This is a genomic window from Paenibacillus dendritiformis (assembly GCF_945605565.1).
Classification (GTDB): Bacteria; Bacillota; Bacilli; order Paenibacillales; family Paenibacillaceae; genus Paenibacillus_B; species Paenibacillus_B dendritiformis_A.
Window position 1 is genome coordinate 6,295,049 of record NZ_OX216966.1, and the last position, 16,606, is coordinate 6,311,654.

Sequence of the window (16,606 nt, forward strand, 5' to 3'; positions counted from 1 at the left end):
TATATGGAATCTATGCTATCCTAAAAGGGTGAACGGATCGAGGAGTAGATAATTCGAGATGTTTCCGATTTCAAAACAACGCAGGATGAGGGAGACACGATACAGAATGAAAGAGGCGCATCACATGTTTAATGAGATCGAAAAAGAAGCAGTTTATAATGTCATTCATAAAAGAAGAGACATTCGGAATTTTCTTCCGAATCCTGTACCTGAAGAGATTATCGACCGAATTTTGGAAGCGGCACACCATGCACCCTCTGTAGGATTTATGCAGCCATGGAATTTCATTATAGTGGATTCTATGGAAGTCAAAGAGAGATTAGCTTGGGCGACAGAAAAAGAAAGACGAGCGTTGGCGATTCATTACGAAGAAGAGCGCGCTACCCAATTTTTAAGTTTAAAAATTGAAGGAATTAAAGAGGCGCCCTTAACGATCTGTGTCACCTGCGATCCAACAAGCGGTGGCTCGCATGTACTAGGACGAAATTCGATTCCGGAGACGGATATTCTTTCTACCGCATGTGCAATCCAAAATATGTGGTTAGCGGCGTGTGTAGAAGGTTTAGCCATGGGATGGGTAAGTTTTTACAAAAAAAATGATGTTCGAGATATTTTGCAAATACCTCCGCACATTGACCCCGTTGCTTTAATTTCCATTGGATATACGGACGACTACCCCTCTGCTCCCATTTTAGAACAAGTGAAGTGGGAAAAACGAAAATCTCTTAAAAATCTAATATTTCATAATAAATGGGGAGAACAATAAGCGAATGGATTGTAACAAGCTACAGTTATGTGGCTTGTTACTTGTCATCGGCTTCGGTCTGGGCCGCTCGGTTCATTCGTCACTGGGTGGGGGTAAGGACTGCCGCTCTGAAACAAGAACACTTTTTACTGTCCGTTGCTGAGCTTCTCGTGCAAACGATCCAGGCAGAAGCTGTAGCTTTCCTGCAGCTTCTTCTCCTCGTATACCGCCAACAACATCATTGTAATTCCTTTCATTTTTCCACATTTTCAAGGAGCAACGATCACGGATTCAGGTTACTATTGTCTCCTATGTGAGGGAAGACCAGTGGAATTGTTCATTATTCGCCGGGTATTGACAAAAAGGGTTTGGACTTGAAAATGGCTAAAATCGCGGCTTCGATTTTGCGATTATCTCGTCTGCCATCCGCTGTAACCTTGATTGTTAAATGGATTCTAAGGTATACTTTTCTCGCCAGAATATCGTTGTAAGGGAGTAAACATCATGGAAAAAGTTCTCATTTTCGGACATAAAAATCCAGACACAGATACGATTTGTTCCGCCATTGCTTATGCAGATTTGAAAACCCAATTAGGCTTCCATGTCGAGCCGGTTCGCCTTGGCAGCGTGAACGGGGAAACACAGTTCGCCCTGGATACGTTCCAAGCGGAAGCGCCGCGCCTGGTAGAGACCGTGGCTAACGAAGTGAACGGCGTTATTCTCGTCGATCACAACGAACGTCAGCAAAGCGCCAACGACATTGATCAAGTTCAGGTGCTGGAAGTGATTGACCATCACCGTATCGCGAACTTCGAGACGAGCGGTCCGCTGTACTACCGCGCAGAGCCGGTTGGCTGCACCGCTACGATCTTGAACAAAATGTATAAAGAGAACGGGAAAACGATCAGCAAAAATATTGCCGGCCTGATGCTGTCAGCCATCATTTCCGATTCGCTGCTGTTCAAATCCCCGACTTGCACGGAGCAAGACGTGGCTGCTGCCCGCGAACTGGCCGCCATCGCCGGCGTCGATGCGGAGAAGTACGGATTGGACATGCTGAAAGCGGGTGCGGACCTGAGCGACAAGAGCATCGAGGATCTGCTCTCGCTCGACGCGAAGGAATTCACCATGGGCAGCGCGAAGGTGGAAATTGCGCAAGTCAATGCAGTGGACGTGAACGATGTGCTCTCTCGCCAAGCGGAAGTGGAGGCGGCCTTGTCCGGCATTATCGCGAAAAAGGGCCTTGACCTGTTCGTGTTCGTCGTCACCGATATTTTGAACAGCAATTCCGTGGCCATTGCGCTCGGCTCCAAGGCGGACGCTGTCGAGAAGGCGTACAATGTAAGCTTGGAGAACAACACCGCGCTTCTGAAAGGTGTCGTATCCCGCAAGAAGCAAATTGTGCCTGTGCTGACAGACACATTGAGCAAGTAAATCCCCAAAGCCGGATATTAGGGCAATCCCCCGGATTTGGACCAATGGACCGGGCCGCGCTTACCAGTGCGGCCCGCCGTTTTGTTTCCTCCCCTACTTGACTTGCATTGACATCACCGCCAGATCGGCAAGGGGGCATCAGATAGCTTCCCTGGATGGAACGAGTTACAAATAGATGTGGAAAAAGTTGTTGTTCCTGCGTAATAAGAAATAGAAGGACATCTTATCCTGTCCCATTGGGATAACGTACATATAAGCCCAGAAGGGCATTCTCATCCTGATCTAGTGGGACACGTCGATTCGGTAAGCCTGTTTGGTAAGCAAAATCCTGCTTTAATACAGCAATTCGATATGGACGACTCTACCAGAAAGGGAATCCTGCAAAATTACAGCAATTTCCCCCGATTCCCTTCGGTTCGGAGCAAAAGGGCCTAAAATGATGTAGATGCGCAGCATTTCCTCGCAATGTCGACTCATTGAACCGAAATTCCTGTAAAATGGCAGCAATTCCCCCCACACGTTCAAGCCACAGGGGGCGATGATGCCTCCAGAAGACGGCGATGTCTCCAGAAAGGCAACGATATCTCCAGAAGGCGATGACTCCCCCAGGTTCCAACACCATCTCTTGTATCCCGTAAATCAGGCCGTTGTGAAAGGCCATGGGGGCTTTTGGCGATTCATTTTTTATGCGGTGGATCATAAATTTATTAAAAAAACGCCCCCGCCGCGCATTTGCGTGACAAGAGCGTCTGTTCCTGCAATCACAGAAAATAATTCGTTATCGACTGATCGCTGGCCAATATCCCTTCGCTGTCCAGCTTTTTCTTCAAATACTGCTTATCCGATGAAATGAAAACGCTCATAATGAGATCGACGACAAACAGAAACGTGATATGGTTGGACATAAAGGCGCTGTTGTTGACTGAGATTTTATCCGGCGCAATAATATCGACCACCGCATTTTCCGTAATCGGCGATGAGTCGTAGCAGGTGACCGCCACGGTCTTGGCCTGATTGACCTGCGCGATGGAGACGGCATCGATAATCTCCCGCGTCGAACCCGAACGCGAGAAGGCGATGACGACATCCTCGGGACCGCATTGGGAGGCGGCGATCTTCATTTCCCTGCTGTCGTTGATGGCATCGGCATGAACGCCGATAATCGCGAGCCGGTTCTTCAAGGCCATGGCCGCGAGGAACGAATCGAACAATCCGATGAGGACGATTCTGCGCGCTCCCTTCAGCAGCTCGACCACTTGATGAAGCTGATCTTCCGTAATGAGCGCCGAGGTGTTGACGATCAGCTCGTTATAATCGAGAGCCAGCGCATCAATGACGTTAATCTCGCGTCTCTCTTTCTTTTTGGCCTGCATATCGCGGTAAAACGCATCCTGGGCGAACGCGATTTTAAAATCGTTGAAGCCTTTGAAGCCCACCTTTTTGCAAAAACGGTTGATGCTTGTCTCGGATACGCCGATTTCATTCGCGATGGCCGTAATCGTATTACGGGTGATGAATTCCGGATTGTGTATAACAAAATTGGCGATTTGATTTTCGCCGTATGTTAATTTTTGCGTTTGCGATACAATTTTTGCGATGACCGCCGGAACCTGTGAAGACATGGTACCTCCTCCTGACTGCCAATGGGAAAAATGCGAATCCGGTAACCTCGCTAGCACACCCCATTATATCATATCAAGGGAGGTAATGAGAAAATCAGGCCAGCATCATTTTCCAATTTTCCGCCCTCCGGCGGAGCTCGCCTGCATCCATCGCCCCCGTCTGAACAAGAAACGCGTAATCGAGCGCATTTGGCAAACAGGGCAAGCCCAGCATCGTCTTGCAGAACGCATGCGCCGCGATTTCACTGCATTTCACAATGGTTGATCTCTTCGTATACCAGCTTCCAAGCTTGAAAACCGCAATCGGCTCCAGCGTCTCATTCGTGAATTGCCCTGCCCGGTACTCTGTATAATGAAAAAACTCATGCGCCAGATGAATGTCAATGAGCCGATCAAGCTCCTGTCCTTGCTCCTCGCATCCATTCCCCATCACCGACCGGTATGCCTGCCGCATATCGCGGAGCGACGACGCATAGATGATAATCGCCGGCGGATTCTTGGCGAAATCAATCTGCGCGCGGAAGCTTACGTTGTGGAATGTGCCGGACTGGTTCGTCACTTCATACTGCAAGCCTTCCATCTGACACAGCTCCCGTATGGACTTGCCCTTGCCCTTGTATGCAGCCGCCGTCTCTCTGCCCCGCTCAAGCGACATGCTCACATAGTACGCAATTCGGTCCTTCGGTATTTTGTGGAAAAGGGGGTCCTGCTCCAGCTCCGCGCACGCCAGCAATTCATCGGACCCTTCCCCTTCCGTCAAGCGACGGATGACCTCGTCCGGCATACCTTCCCCTCCTTACTGATAAGCAATGACGATCAATTCTTCTTCCTCTTTCAGCATTTCCGTCTCGATCTCGAGAATCGACATCAGTTGCTCCTTCGTCTGCATCCCGGTCAAATCGAGCATCTTCTCCCGATAAAAGACGAATACCTTCGGTATCGTCGCGTTCGCGTCGGAGTAGATCGTATTATCGTCTAGAAAATCTTGCAGCCGGTTCCCGAACTCGGCTTTGGCCACCTTCGCATAATGAACGTTCCCCTTCTTGAACCGGACCACGCCTTCCCGATCCAATACGCTCACATAGTTCGTCTTCTTCTTGATCAGGCCGAAGAACGATTTCTTCGTCTCCTCGCAGACGAACAGGCTCCAGCGGCCGCACTGGGACGCCAGCTTCATGCTGTCCGCCGGCTGATCGACGGAGCTGGCGGCAATGGCGGCCATCTCCTCGACAGACAGCGCTTGCTGGCCGAGATCTTTGGAGCGAAGCTCTGTCGAGCCGGTAGCGACTGCCCGCAAAATGTTTTTCTGGCTGTCGATCTCGATCGTCACCTCGACCGTATCCTCACTGGCGCCGGATTGGACGATACGCTCGACGATGTCAGAGCGGATGCGCTTGATGTCCTCTTCCGTCGGATTCACGACGGTTCTCTCCAGCTGCTCCTTCACCATCGCCAGGGCGACGCCGATGGTCGATACGTAAGGCGCGTTATTCGCGATCTGGAAGCGGAACCGCTCCCGCTCCGCCATCGCCGGGACGAGCACGGCGCCGCTGCCTCCGCCGCCGACCAGCGTCACGAACGAGCGATCCAGCTCATAGTCCTCGATCATCTCATTGACGGTCTTCATCGTCTTGTCGATCGCGATATTCATAACCTGTCTGGCGGCCTCCTCGACGCTCAAGCCGACATGGGCGGCAAGGGCTTCCCATGCCCGCACGGCCGCTTCCTTGTTCCCCCGCGCGTAATCGCCTTCCGGAATATAGCCGAGAATGTTGGCCGCGCCGGCCAGCGTGTAGGAGAATTCCTTGCCGGTCTCGCTCTCGAAAATGATATATTCGGCCGGATCCCCTTCCCGCGGGCTGACGAACTTGACCTTCGGATTGACGATCTGCTCCGTCGGGGCGAACGCCTCGTATTCCTTGCCCGCAATATGGGCGCTTCGCGGACCGACATCGATGATTTTCCCGTTCGCCACCTTAATCATGCTTCCGCCGGCAATACCAAGCGTCCGGACATCCAGGGACTGCAAATAGGTCCGGTGGCCGCCGACCTGGGCATTCTTGATCATGACCTTCCCGTTCTTGATAACGGAAATATCGACGCTCGTGCCGCCGACCTCGAAAAAGATGCCGTCCGACACCTTCTCATACATCAGCACGCCGGCAACTCCGGCGGCTAGACCCGACAGCATCGTCAAAATCGGACGCTTGCGCACCTCGTCGATGCTCATAACGCCGCCGTCGCAGCGCATAATCATGAGCGGGGATTGAATATTCGCGTTTTTGACGGATTTCTCCGTCATGTTCGCCGTTTCCATCATTTTCGGAATGAGGGACGCATTTACGACCGCCGTTCTTGTCCGTGTCTTGAGTCCATATAACTGGGAGATTTCATGCCCGCCGGTAGCATACATGCCTTTGCGGTTCGCTATCTCGACAACGCGGAGCTCGTTGGCCGGATCATCCACGCTATACGCCTCGGAAGCGACGATCACCTCCGCCCCCTGCCGGGCAAGCTCGTCAATCGCAGCTTCGATATCCTCATCCCGCAAATTTTTGGAATCGAGGTACGTATGGTACGTCTTCAAATATTTTCCCGGCGCCAGTTCAATGTCCCCGGGATTCGACTCCGAGCGCGCGCTCATGCCGTCAAGGCCGGAACCCATGCCGACAATGCCAACTCGGGCCACGTCCCCTTCCAGCAAGGCGTTCGTCGCTTGCGTCGTCCCGTGGGCGATAAAGGTCACATCGTCCGGAGCAATGCCCTCGCTCTCCAAAATCCGCTTCAATATTTGCACAATCCCTTTCGCCACACCGTCTTCGTCATGATGTGTCGTCGGAATTTTCATCTTCCCGATAACCTCATACGTCTCATTGTCAATGACGGCCGCATCCGTGAAGGTGCCTCCGACATCAATCCCAACCCTTACTTTTCTTCTCTCCATCGTTCTCCTCCTGCGGCAACGGGCGGACACCCGCAAGTCTCCGCCCTGATTCTCTCTTCATCTAAAAGACCATGAAAGACCCGAATACCATCGAAATCAGCACCGCGACCATCATCCAAGGAAGCGTCTTTTTCAAAATATCGTTAATGTCGCTCTTCGTAAAATCCGCGACCCACACATTATGCGAGTTGGTCGGGTCGGATACGGCCTGCACGTTGCTGACGACGCGCAGCGCCAGCATCGCCGCGACCGGAGTCATGCCCGCCGAGACGAACAGGGCAGCAATGCCGCTGCCCAGTCCCCATACGTTCAGCGGCCCGCGGTAGATGGCGAGCGGAGACAGCAGCGTGAAGAACAGAATGTACATCAGCGGGCTGGTCGGCAGCACCGCTTCAATCAACGGGCTGATCAGCGCCGATACCTGCGGCGCCATGACGGAATTCAACAGAATGCCGATGCCAATCATGAGCGCCATCGCGCCGGCGACGTCCTGAATCCCTTCCACCAACGCGCTGGACAGGACATGAATCGGCCGCTTCGGCCAAGTCAGCAGTATCGTAACTAACGCGCCGATGACCACCGCCGGCACGATGTCGAGCTTGAACGCAAAGACGAGAATGACCGGCACAAGCGGGCTAATGAGCGCAAAGGCAGGCACTTTTTTGCCTTCTCCACCGGAAGCCGTCGGCATCGCCCATGCTTTGCGGCCCTTGCCGTCCCGCCGGATGTAGAAAATAATCATCGCCAACGATACGAGAATGAGCGGCAGCGCGGCGACGAGCGTATAATCCGCAATCGTCTGAACCGAGAGGCCGAGCACATCGACATAGACGGCCCAGTTGGAGACGTTGAACAGCGCGCCGACGCCGACGGCGGAAATGACGACGATAGAGGCGACGAACTGGGAAATGCCCGCCGTCAGCATAATCGGAATAACGATCGTACCGACCAGGATGACCATGCCCAGGCCTCCGGCCGCCGAGAAAATAATCGACGCGGTTGCGAAAAACAAGACCGCGATCAGCACCGGCTTGTCGCCTGCAAGCTCGGCCGCTTTCCGGATAATCGACTTGGTAATGCCGACTTTATTCAAGATTTGCCCGAACCAGGCCCCGAATATCAAGCCTGCGATGGCGCCGGACAGGCGCATCGAGCCGGATGACAGAATCGTCTTGGCAATCGTGGTCGCCTCGGGATCGTTCGACATCCACGGCACGCCAGCGATGACGGCGAACAGAATCGCCATCAAGGGCAGGGCGAGAATAGTCGGAAGCTTCCGGGTCATCATTAACCCGACGAACACAAGAAAGACAAGTAAAATGCCGATGGCTTGAACCCACATTAACGATGTCACGATGATTTCCCCTCTCGAATCAAGTTCTTATCATGCTCAGGTTCATCTATATTTCTAAATAAGCGCCTTGTGCTTTGAGTACGGATTGCACTTCCTTGATGTTCACATCCTGCACGCGAATGCCGTTCTTGGCGGCTACCGCAGCGGCTACGCCGCCGGCATGGCCGATCGCCCCCGTCGTCGGCGTCGTCCGCATCGCTGCCTGCGCTTCGAAGGTGGCCGAAATGCATCTGCCGATGACGATCAGGTTCTGCACGGAATCCGTGATCATGCAGGAGTAAGGAATGCTATACATGCCTCCCCATTCCAGCTTCTGATGCTTCGTTCCTTCGCCGTCCGGACTATGGATATCGATCGGATAACCGGAATGCGCGATCGTATCCTCGAACATCCGCTGCTCCAGCAGATCCTCGGCCGTCAGCGTATACACGCCCTTAATCTGGCGGGATCCCCGAACGCCGATACTCGGGCCGGTCGATTCCACGACCGCATGCTCGAAGCCCGGAATATATTTTCGCACGAACAGTTCCAGCTCGCGGCACTGCTTCCGGCCTTCCATCTCCGCCTTGCTCAGACTGAATGCATCTGTCGGGTCATGACCGAGAATCCGGGTCGTATTCATAATGACCTCACCAGGGTTATTCGTCTCGAAGAACAGCACATTTTCCCGCTGGATCGAGATCTCGCCCCTCTCCTTCGCCAGCTTGAACAGGCTGTCGAACCCGCCTACCGACAAGCGCGGCGCCTTCTCGATAATGGACGTGTCGCCCTGATACAGAGGAAAGTCTTCCGGGTGGGCGTGAATATATTGTTTTACCTTCGGAATATCAACGTTGTACATCTTCATCTTCAACGTCATCGGCTGCATGGCCCCGTCGGATTCCCTGCCCTTGGTGAACTCGGCTCCCGCGCCGACGGACAAATCGCCGTCGCCCGTCCCGTCGATGAACACGGACGCCTCGATATCGCTCAGACCGGATTTGTTGCATACCGTTATGCTGACGATTCGTCCGCCCTCGGTCTTCACGCCGGCCAGCATCGTATGGTACAGAATCTCCCCACCGCTCTCGGTGACCATCAGCTCCAGCTCATGCTTCATCGCTTCGGCATCGAACGGGGTAACCGAATACGTGAAGCCGACCGTATCGAAAATATGTCCCGGCGACTTGCCCTGCTTCTTCAGCCGTTCAATCAACTGATCCGTAAACCCTTGAATAGCAAGCTTCTCTCCCGCATGGAAGGTCATCATCGGGCCTACCCCATTCGCGGTAAGCGTCCCGCCCAGAAATCCGTGCGACTCCACAATCAGGGTCTTCGCCCCCAAGCTGGATGCCGCAACGGCAGCCATCGCTCCCGATATGCCGCCGCCCATGACCACCACATCATACTTCAGCCTGTTCCCCATACCGTCCTCGCTCCTTCTGATTAAGTGATGTATGATTGCTGCTTACCCATAGCCTATCAGACAAAAAGTTAATTGTAAATGCTTTCAGGAAAATAATTTTCTATATATCCGAAAATTATGTTTATTATTTTCCGAGTGTTCTGAATCTGTGATTTACCGCATAAAAGGCAAAAAAATCACCGAAGCTTGTGCTCCGGCGATCTGTTATGGGCATTGCCTCATTCTCCAGGGTTATTTGCAATACGTCTCAATAGCCGCTCAGCGACCACAGCCACCTCGGCGCGGGTGATAGGCTGATTCGGTTCGAAATTTCCAGAGTCCCGCCCCACCATAATTCCGGCCTCGATCACTGCTCTGATAGAGGCTTCTGCCCAGTGGCCGATGATATCGGGTGGAACCGGCTTATCGCTTGCCTTCATTGCCTTTTCTACCAATTGCATAAACTCCTGCCACCGCGGGAGAATACGGGACGGGCACGCCTTCCCGCTCCAGTGGCGGTGCGGTACGATAGCGTTCAGCCCGATGCCGTGCCGCTTGGCCAGCAGAGCGATTAGCTCCGCGGCCCGCTGCCATGCCAACGGCTCGTCCATTCCCTGGTACATGCAGACCTCGACGCCGATGGATGACGCGTTTCCGGGGCCGCTGCCGTCGCCGGCGTGCCAGCCCTGCTCATTATCCCGCAGACTCTGGTAGATCTCATGGTCATCTACCGTGTAATGCCAGCTTGTCTGCGTTCCGCCGCTTCCGTTCAATATATAACGGCTATGCGCTTCGGCCGTAGCCCCGGGAGCGGTATTATCCGTATTGTGAACGGTAATATATTGCGGCGTCATCGGTCGGCTCGGCTTGTTCGGCCGCCCGTCGGGAAGCAATCGCTGCTTGATTTCGATAGTCACTTTTCATCAGCTCTCTTCAGCAAAATTTTTCTGGAAGAAAACAAATCCGATTGCGATAGAAAGAGTGACTTCATCGCTATGATGTTCAGCTTCTATCTTCCATAGTAAATTCTATGACGAAAAGATAGAATGCGCCGATTGCATATGTCCCGTGCCAAAAGCTTGTTTATTAAGATGGAAAATATATATCCAGCTTCCTCCAATACCTCCCCTTCTCGATGAGCATTGCAAACATAGCAAAAACCGCCTAGGAATCTATCCTTCGCGGCTGAAAAAAATAGTGTTATGCTCCGTCTCGCTTGTTTCTTTTCCGTACGTACCACAACGCAACGCCGGCGGCACATAAGAGCCAGCTTATAATCGGGAAAGCAGGTGCTTCCTCACCGGTCTGCGGCAATTTTCGCTCCATTTGATGTAAGGAAGCAACCAAAAAGAGCTTACCTGTAGAGAAAATTTCTCTCCGTAAAGATAAGCCCTGTTTTCGCTATCATCCTGATTATCGAATTTCCTATGACAACTAATAATCGTTTATATCTGGCATGTAAATATAGTCACATGAGAATCTTAACGCTTGCCTTCAATAGGGTAGCCCTAAGCCAGGATAGACCGGGCATTGCGAAGCACAGCTTTCATACATTCTGATTCTACATGAATATTCGCCACGATTTTCATTCTGCGATTTTTTACATCGAGGCTTTTCAATTGATCGGTAAGGACAACCCCTGTAAATGGAAATCCTTCCGGAAGGGGAACCTCAAAAGGATAATTTGTAACTTGGCTTGTAATCGGACATACAACCGCAAAGCCGGTCACTTCATTAAAATCGGCTTCGGACAGCACAATGGCGGGCCGCCGGCCTGCCTGTTCATATCCGGCTTGCGCATCAAAGTTAAGCCAAACTAAATCGCCACGTCCTGGAACCGTCAAATCATTTCGTCTCCTTCAATTCCTACATCCACTTCGTCATGACGAGGCGAATCTGGCTTAATTTTTGCAAGAAGCAATTTCAAATGAGCGCGCAACTCCTCGTTCGATTCTTGCGCTTTTTTCATAGGGCGAAGCAATAAATCATTTTCCGGAGTTACGATAAGCTCAATTTCCGCGCCTTCTTCCAGATTAAGACGTTTAACAATTTGGTTCGGAATACGGACAGCACTACTGTTGCCCCATTTACGGAGCGTTGCAGTCGTCATGAGAATCACGTCCTTCTCCTTCTTATGATCCAATTATACCTCAGCCCCTCGCGAAAATATGATATACAATAATCTTACATTTGATACTTCCAACTGGTCTGCAATCGAACAAGTTTGCAGAGACGGAGAGTCAAACCTTTTATGCCATATTGACGATTGGTTCGATTAATCAGTTCGAAGGCAATGATTCCCTCAGTGGCTCTTTTCATATGAATAGGCCAGCCAGAAGCTTCTGGGTTGGCCTACATCTTTTTTATACTTAATTTTCCAGTTATATTTGTAAACGCTTAACAATATAGCTAAGCATAGTTCACCTGGTAAGGCCGAAGTGTGTTCACCAAGTAACAGTATCACAGACAATGAAAATGGTTAATTGTCTTATATTGTCACTTCGAAAAGATTGCAGTCTAACTAATTAGGGTATTATAATAAAAAAAAATATTAGCTTCATTACGTTAAAGGATTATTTTATTAAAGGAGAACTGCTATGCCGAGTAATGACAGAAAGAAGATTATAGAGAGTGTTCCGCAAAAGGGATTTTTCGGGCATCCCAAAGGCTTGTTTACCCTCTTTTTCACTGAGTTCTGGGAGCGATTTTCCTATTATGGAATGAGGGCCATTCTTGTATTCTTTATGTACTATGAAGTGTCGCGGGGCGGACTCGGGTTTCCGGAGAACACCGCGCTTGCCATTATGTCCATCTATGGATCACTCGTGTATATGTCGGGAATCATCGGTGGCTGGATGGCTGACCGGATTTTAGGTACGTCGAGAGCCGTTTTCTATGGCGGTATCTTGATTATGCTCGGTCATATCGTGCTGGCTGTACCGGGGAATGCTTCGCTATTCTTTGTATCCATGATCTTGATTGTGTTAGGGACCGGTCTTTTGAAACCCAATGCATCCAGTTTAGTAGGGGAAATTTACAGCGAACAGGATAACCGCCGAGATGCGGGCTTTAGCATTTTTTATATGGGGATTAACCTTGGAGGGTTCCTTTCTCCTCTAGTTGTAGGGACCGTCGGGATGAATAATTTCCATCTTGGTTTTGGTCTTGCCGCAATCGGGATGTTCATAGGATTGGTCGTTTATTTGGTAACCCGATCCAAAAATCTAGGTCTTGCCGGTACGATTGTGGTCAACCCGCTTTCACCCGCTGAAAAGAAAAAGGTGTTTACTATTATAGGTGTGGGTATCGTTATTTTGGCCGCCTTGATCGTGGCTGCGATTGCCTTTGGTATTCTTACCTTCGATACCTTTATCAAGCTGGTTGGGATTCTAGGCATCCTGATTCCCACCCTGTACTTTATTATTATGTATCGTAGTCCAAAAACAACGCCCGTCGAGCGTTCACGAATTATTGCGTACATTCCTTTGTTCATTGCTTCGATTATGTTCTGGGCAATTCAGGAGCAAGGGTCCACGATTCTAGCCAACTATGCAGACAAGCGTACCCAATTGGAATTCGCAGGTATCCATATTTCACCCGCCTGGTTCCAGTCCCTGAATCCGCTCTTTATTATTCTACTAGCACCTGTATTCGCTTGGTTGTGGGTTAAGCTCGGAAATCGCCAGCCGACCATACCGCAAAAATTCTCACTGGGCTTATTGTTTGCCGGTTTGTCCTTTTTGATCATTCTGCTGCCGGCTTACTTCGGCGGAGCCGCTTCGCTCGTCAATCCATTGTGGCTCGTGCTCAGCTACTTCGTCGTTGTACTCGGTGAGTTATGCTTGTCGCCAGTAGGCCTCTCGGCTACTACGAAGCTAGCGCCCGCTGCCTTCACGGCCCAGACCATGAGCTTATGGTTCTTATCGAATGCCGCAGCTCAAGCCATTAATGCTCAGATCGTAAAGTTCTATACCCCAGAAACCGAGATGCTTTACTTTGGTGTGATTGGAGGGGCAGCCCTAGTGCTGAGTCTTCTGCTCTACCTGCTGTCCCCAAAGATTCAAGGCTATATGAAAGGGGTAAAATAAGCAGACCACCTCTAATGACACAGCCAGGTTCCTTGTCTACTAGGAATGACAACATATGTACTCGCAGCTCATGGCCGTCAGAAAGTGACATTCTTCTGGCGGTCTTGGGCGTGCTCGCATCGAACACCCAGACTCAATGAAGCTGTATATGGCGTCCCAAATATGGCGATCTAATGAACTTGACGATTCTGTGATAAGTCTACCATGTTTTTGATATTTCTTCAACCCAAACGTTTATCGCATATTGTTATTCTTTGATAAAGATAATGTCACTATGGGACAGGTGCAATGACACTGACCAGACCACAAATGAAGTAGTACTCGCTATGGCCCGCTCCTCTTCTCGTCCATCACGGACAATCCGCTCCCTTATTGAGTTAGTCATGCCTATACGGCCCTTAGAGTGACTTGCCGCCTGTCATCATTCGAACTACAAATCTACATATGCGCCTCTTCATATCCCACCTCCCATTTGACCCAGCAATTACTCTGGCCCTCAAGACTAGAGGCCTAAGCTCCTTGCAAAACCCAATACATTTTTCCTGCCCACATCCGACATAAGTATTAATAAGCCCCTTTTTTTGGACGATAAAGTACTCATGTCGAATTTTACTGTTTGTTGTCGAATTTCATTGGAAAATTCACTACTACTACAAACATCTTAGAGGAGGGGCTCTATGTTAAAAAGCATTAAACTGAAACTGATTCTATCCTTTTTAGTGACGATTCTCATTCCTATTTCTTTGATTGGCGTGATTGTGCAAAATAGTATGGTAAAGGAAATAACCGATAATTTCGTGACATCTACAACAAATGAAGTCTCGCAGGTGGACGGCCGAATGTCTCTTTATTTCGAAACGGTGAAAGAAAATGTCCAGCTCTTGGCTACCAGCCCAATCGTCAGCAAAGCCGATGACACCATCACCTCATATATGAACCATTCACAAAACAGAAAGGCAACACCTTCCAAAAACGGCGGCATTGAAACCGAAATTTATAAAGAATTAGAGCGTTTTGCCAAAACACATCCAAACACGTCTTCCGTGTTTTTGGGAACTGTTGACGGCGGCTACGTGCAATGGCCTGAAGAAGAAGTGGCCGCCCAATATGACCCGCGCACCCGGCCTTGGTACACCGATGGGTTAGCGAATCCCGACCAAGTCACGATGTCTGAACCGTATGCGGATGCGGTTAGCGGCGCTTTGAGAATGAGCAGCGTCACCGCCGTCAACAACGGCAATAACAAGCCGCTGGGCGTAATCGGACTTAACATGAGCTTGAGCAAACTGGCCGAGCAGCTCGACAGCATCAAAATCAAGACGACAGGCTATGTCATTCTGCTCTCCCATGACGGAACGATTCTGGCCCATCCTCGCAAACCGGAGCTAATCTCTAAAAATATTGCGGATATCGGCGTGCCGGAATTTGCCGACATCAAAGAAAAGACTTCAGATCATTTGGAGATACAGATGGATGGCACAGACTACATGACCAATTTATATACGTCACAGCAAACCGGTTGGAAATACCTATCTGTCGTTGAAAAAAACGAATTGACGCAAGAAGCCAACAAAATTGGGAAGATCAATATTATTACCAGCTCGATATGCGCTATCTTGGCCGTACTGCTGGCACTGGCGCTTGCATCAAACATTACGAAGCCGCTTCAGACTGTCGTCACCAATCTGAAAGCGATTAGCTCAGGCGATTTCACGGGCGAGGTCCCTGCTTATATCCAGCAGAAAAAGGATGAAATCGGCGTCTTAGGACAATCGTTGCAGACGATGCAATCATCCATTCGCCATCTGGTTGGAGAAATACGCGGCGCCGCAACTACATTGGCAGCCTCTTCAGAGGAGTTGTCTGCCCACACGGCAGCGAGCACGGAACAGATTCAAGAAGTCGGATCTATCGTTAAGATTGTCGCAAGCGGCGCCGAGACGCAGATGCGGGGCACAGAAGAAGGTTCCAAGGCGATGGAAGAGATGGCCATCGGCATTCAGCGCATCGCGGAGAGCACAACCAGCATATCCGAGACGTCGATGGATACGTCCGAGCAGGCGAAGAATGGCAACATGCTGCTGCAGGAAGCGGTACAGCAGATGAACGCGATTGATGAATCGGTACGTAATTCGGGGGTCCTGGTTCAAAATCTGGGCGAGCGCTCGGAACAGATGGCCTCTATCGTCGATGCCATCACCCAAATCGCAACACAGACAAACTTGCTTGCCCTTAATGCCTCCATTGAAGCCGCTCGCGCCGGGGAGCATGGTCAAGGCTTTGCCGTCGTTGCCCATGAGGTAAGGAAGCTGGCAGAACGCTCGGCGGATTCCGCGCGCGAAATCGCCGACCTGATCGAAGAAGCGAGAAATGATGCCTACAAGGCCGTCGAGTCGATGGATGACGTTCGGGAAAGCGTGGCCGATGGCATTTACAAAGTACAAAACTCCGGAAAACTGATTCAACACATCTTATCGGAAATTACCGATATGGCGGGCCAAATTCAAGACACGTCGGCCGTGACGGAAGAAATGTCCGCCGGCTCCGAAGAAGTGCTTGCATCTGTTAATGAAATCGCGCACATCGCCGAGAAGAACGCGGAGCATGCCACGACACTCGTGAAGTTCACGGATCAGCAGCTGCTCGATATGTCCACCTTGATGAAAAATGCGGAGCAGCTTAATCAAATGGCACAGACGTTGAGCCAAATGATGAGCCGCTACAAAATCTAATGGCAAAATAAATCGAAGCAGGGATCAAACCTCTTGCTCCAGGCCATCTCTATACGTGATTTTCCAGCAAAAAAGGCTCCATTCGGGAGCCTTTTCCCTTGCTATATCAAGCTCTGGGGGCGATGGATTACATCATGCCGCCCCTTCCTCGCTTTCCGCCAATATTCGCGCATTCATTCACAATCCCTTATCCGGCAAGAAGTGACTTACTGACTGCTTCCAGGGGCTTTATTTTGAGCGAAGCCTACAATAGACATTTGACCGGGTCGTTCATATATGGGGATGAATAACATGTGATTGTGA

The 16,606-nt window shown here is 50.7% G+C and carries 13 protein-coding genes; 4 read left to right on the forward strand and 9 right to left on the reverse strand.

The window, feature by feature from the left end; translation table 11 throughout:
- Window positions 1-124: 124 nt before the first annotated feature.
- Window positions 125-766, forward strand: a complete 642-nt coding sequence (gene bluB, locus NNL35_RS28300; protein WP_040731227.1) for a 5,6-dimethylbenzimidazole synthase — start codon at window positions 125-127, stop codon at window positions 764-766.
- A 483-nt stretch (window positions 767-1,249) separates the two neighbouring features.
- On the forward strand, window positions 1,250-2,179 hold the full coding sequence (locus NNL35_RS28305; protein ID WP_006676853.1) for a manganese-dependent inorganic pyrophosphatase: 930 nt from the start codon (window positions 1,250-1,252) through the stop codon (window positions 2,177-2,179).
- A gap of 761 nt (window positions 2,180-2,940) precedes the next feature.
- Here NNL35_RS28305 and NNL35_RS28310 read toward each other — a convergent pair.
- From NNL35_RS28310 to NNL35_RS28345, 9 genes are all read right to left on the reverse strand, one after another.
- Entirely contained in the window at window positions 2,941-3,801 is an 861-nt protein-coding gene (locus NNL35_RS28310; protein WP_006676852.1) for a MurR/RpiR family transcriptional regulator, read from the reverse strand.
- A gap of 94 nt (window positions 3,802-3,895) precedes the next feature.
- Entirely contained in the window at window positions 3,896-4,585 is a 690-nt protein-coding gene (locus tag NNL35_RS28315; RefSeq protein WP_006676851.1) for a hypothetical protein, read from the reverse strand.
- Between the two features lie 12 nt (window positions 4,586-4,597).
- Window positions 4,598-6,745 carry a hydantoinase/oxoprolinase family protein gene (locus NNL35_RS28320; RefSeq protein WP_006676850.1) on the reverse strand — a complete coding sequence of 716 codons (2,148 nt, stop codon included), beginning with the start codon at window positions 6,743-6,745 and terminating at the stop codon, window positions 4,598-4,600.
- 61 nt (window positions 6,746-6,806) lie between these two features.
- Entirely contained in the window at window positions 6,807-8,099 is a 1,293-nt protein-coding gene (locus NNL35_RS28325; RefSeq protein WP_202947080.1) for a citrate transporter, read from the reverse strand.
- A 46-nt stretch (window positions 8,100-8,145) separates the two neighbouring features.
- A complete protein-coding gene (locus NNL35_RS28330; protein WP_006676848.1) occupies window positions 8,146-9,504 on the reverse strand; it encodes an FAD-dependent oxidoreductase in 1,359 nt (452 codons plus the stop codon).
- Window positions 9,505-9,722: 218 nt separating this feature from the next.
- Window positions 9,723-10,400, reverse strand: a complete 678-nt coding sequence (locus NNL35_RS28335; protein WP_006676847.1) for an N-acetylmuramoyl-L-alanine amidase — start codon at window positions 10,398-10,400, stop codon at window positions 9,723-9,725.
- A 283-nt stretch (window positions 10,401-10,683) separates the two neighbouring features.
- Entirely contained in the window at window positions 10,684-10,809 is a 126-nt protein-coding gene (locus tag NNL35_RS30765; protein ID WP_420798528.1) for an LPXTG cell wall anchor domain-containing protein, read from the reverse strand.
- 182 nt (window positions 10,810-10,991) lie between these two features.
- The gene (locus tag NNL35_RS28340; protein ID WP_006676846.1) at window positions 10,992-11,327 is read right to left on the reverse strand and encodes a type II toxin-antitoxin system PemK/MazF family toxin; all 336 of its coding nucleotides are present in this window, start codon (window positions 11,325-11,327) and stop codon (window positions 10,992-10,994) included.
- Window positions 11,324-11,593, reverse strand: coding sequence for an AbrB/MazE/SpoVT family DNA-binding domain-containing protein (locus NNL35_RS28345; RefSeq protein ID WP_238535330.1), 270 nt, complete (start codon window positions 11,591-11,593; stop codon window positions 11,324-11,326). The genes NNL35_RS28340 and NNL35_RS28345 overlap by 4 nt, the downstream gene beginning before the upstream one ends.
- Before the next feature lie 487 nt (window positions 11,594-12,080).
- Between NNL35_RS28345 and NNL35_RS28350 the strand changes: the two genes are divergently transcribed.
- Together NNL35_RS28350 and NNL35_RS28355 are read left to right on the forward strand one after the other, a co-directional pair.
- Entirely contained in the window at window positions 12,081-13,571 is a 1,491-nt protein-coding gene (locus tag NNL35_RS28350) for a peptide MFS transporter (RefSeq protein WP_006676844.1), read from the forward strand.
- A 677-nt stretch (window positions 13,572-14,248) separates the two neighbouring features.
- A complete protein-coding gene (locus tag NNL35_RS28355; protein ID WP_006676843.1) occupies window positions 14,249-16,303 on the forward strand; it encodes a methyl-accepting chemotaxis protein in 2,055 nt (684 codons plus the stop codon).
- Window positions 16,304-16,606: the final 303 nt, after the last annotated feature.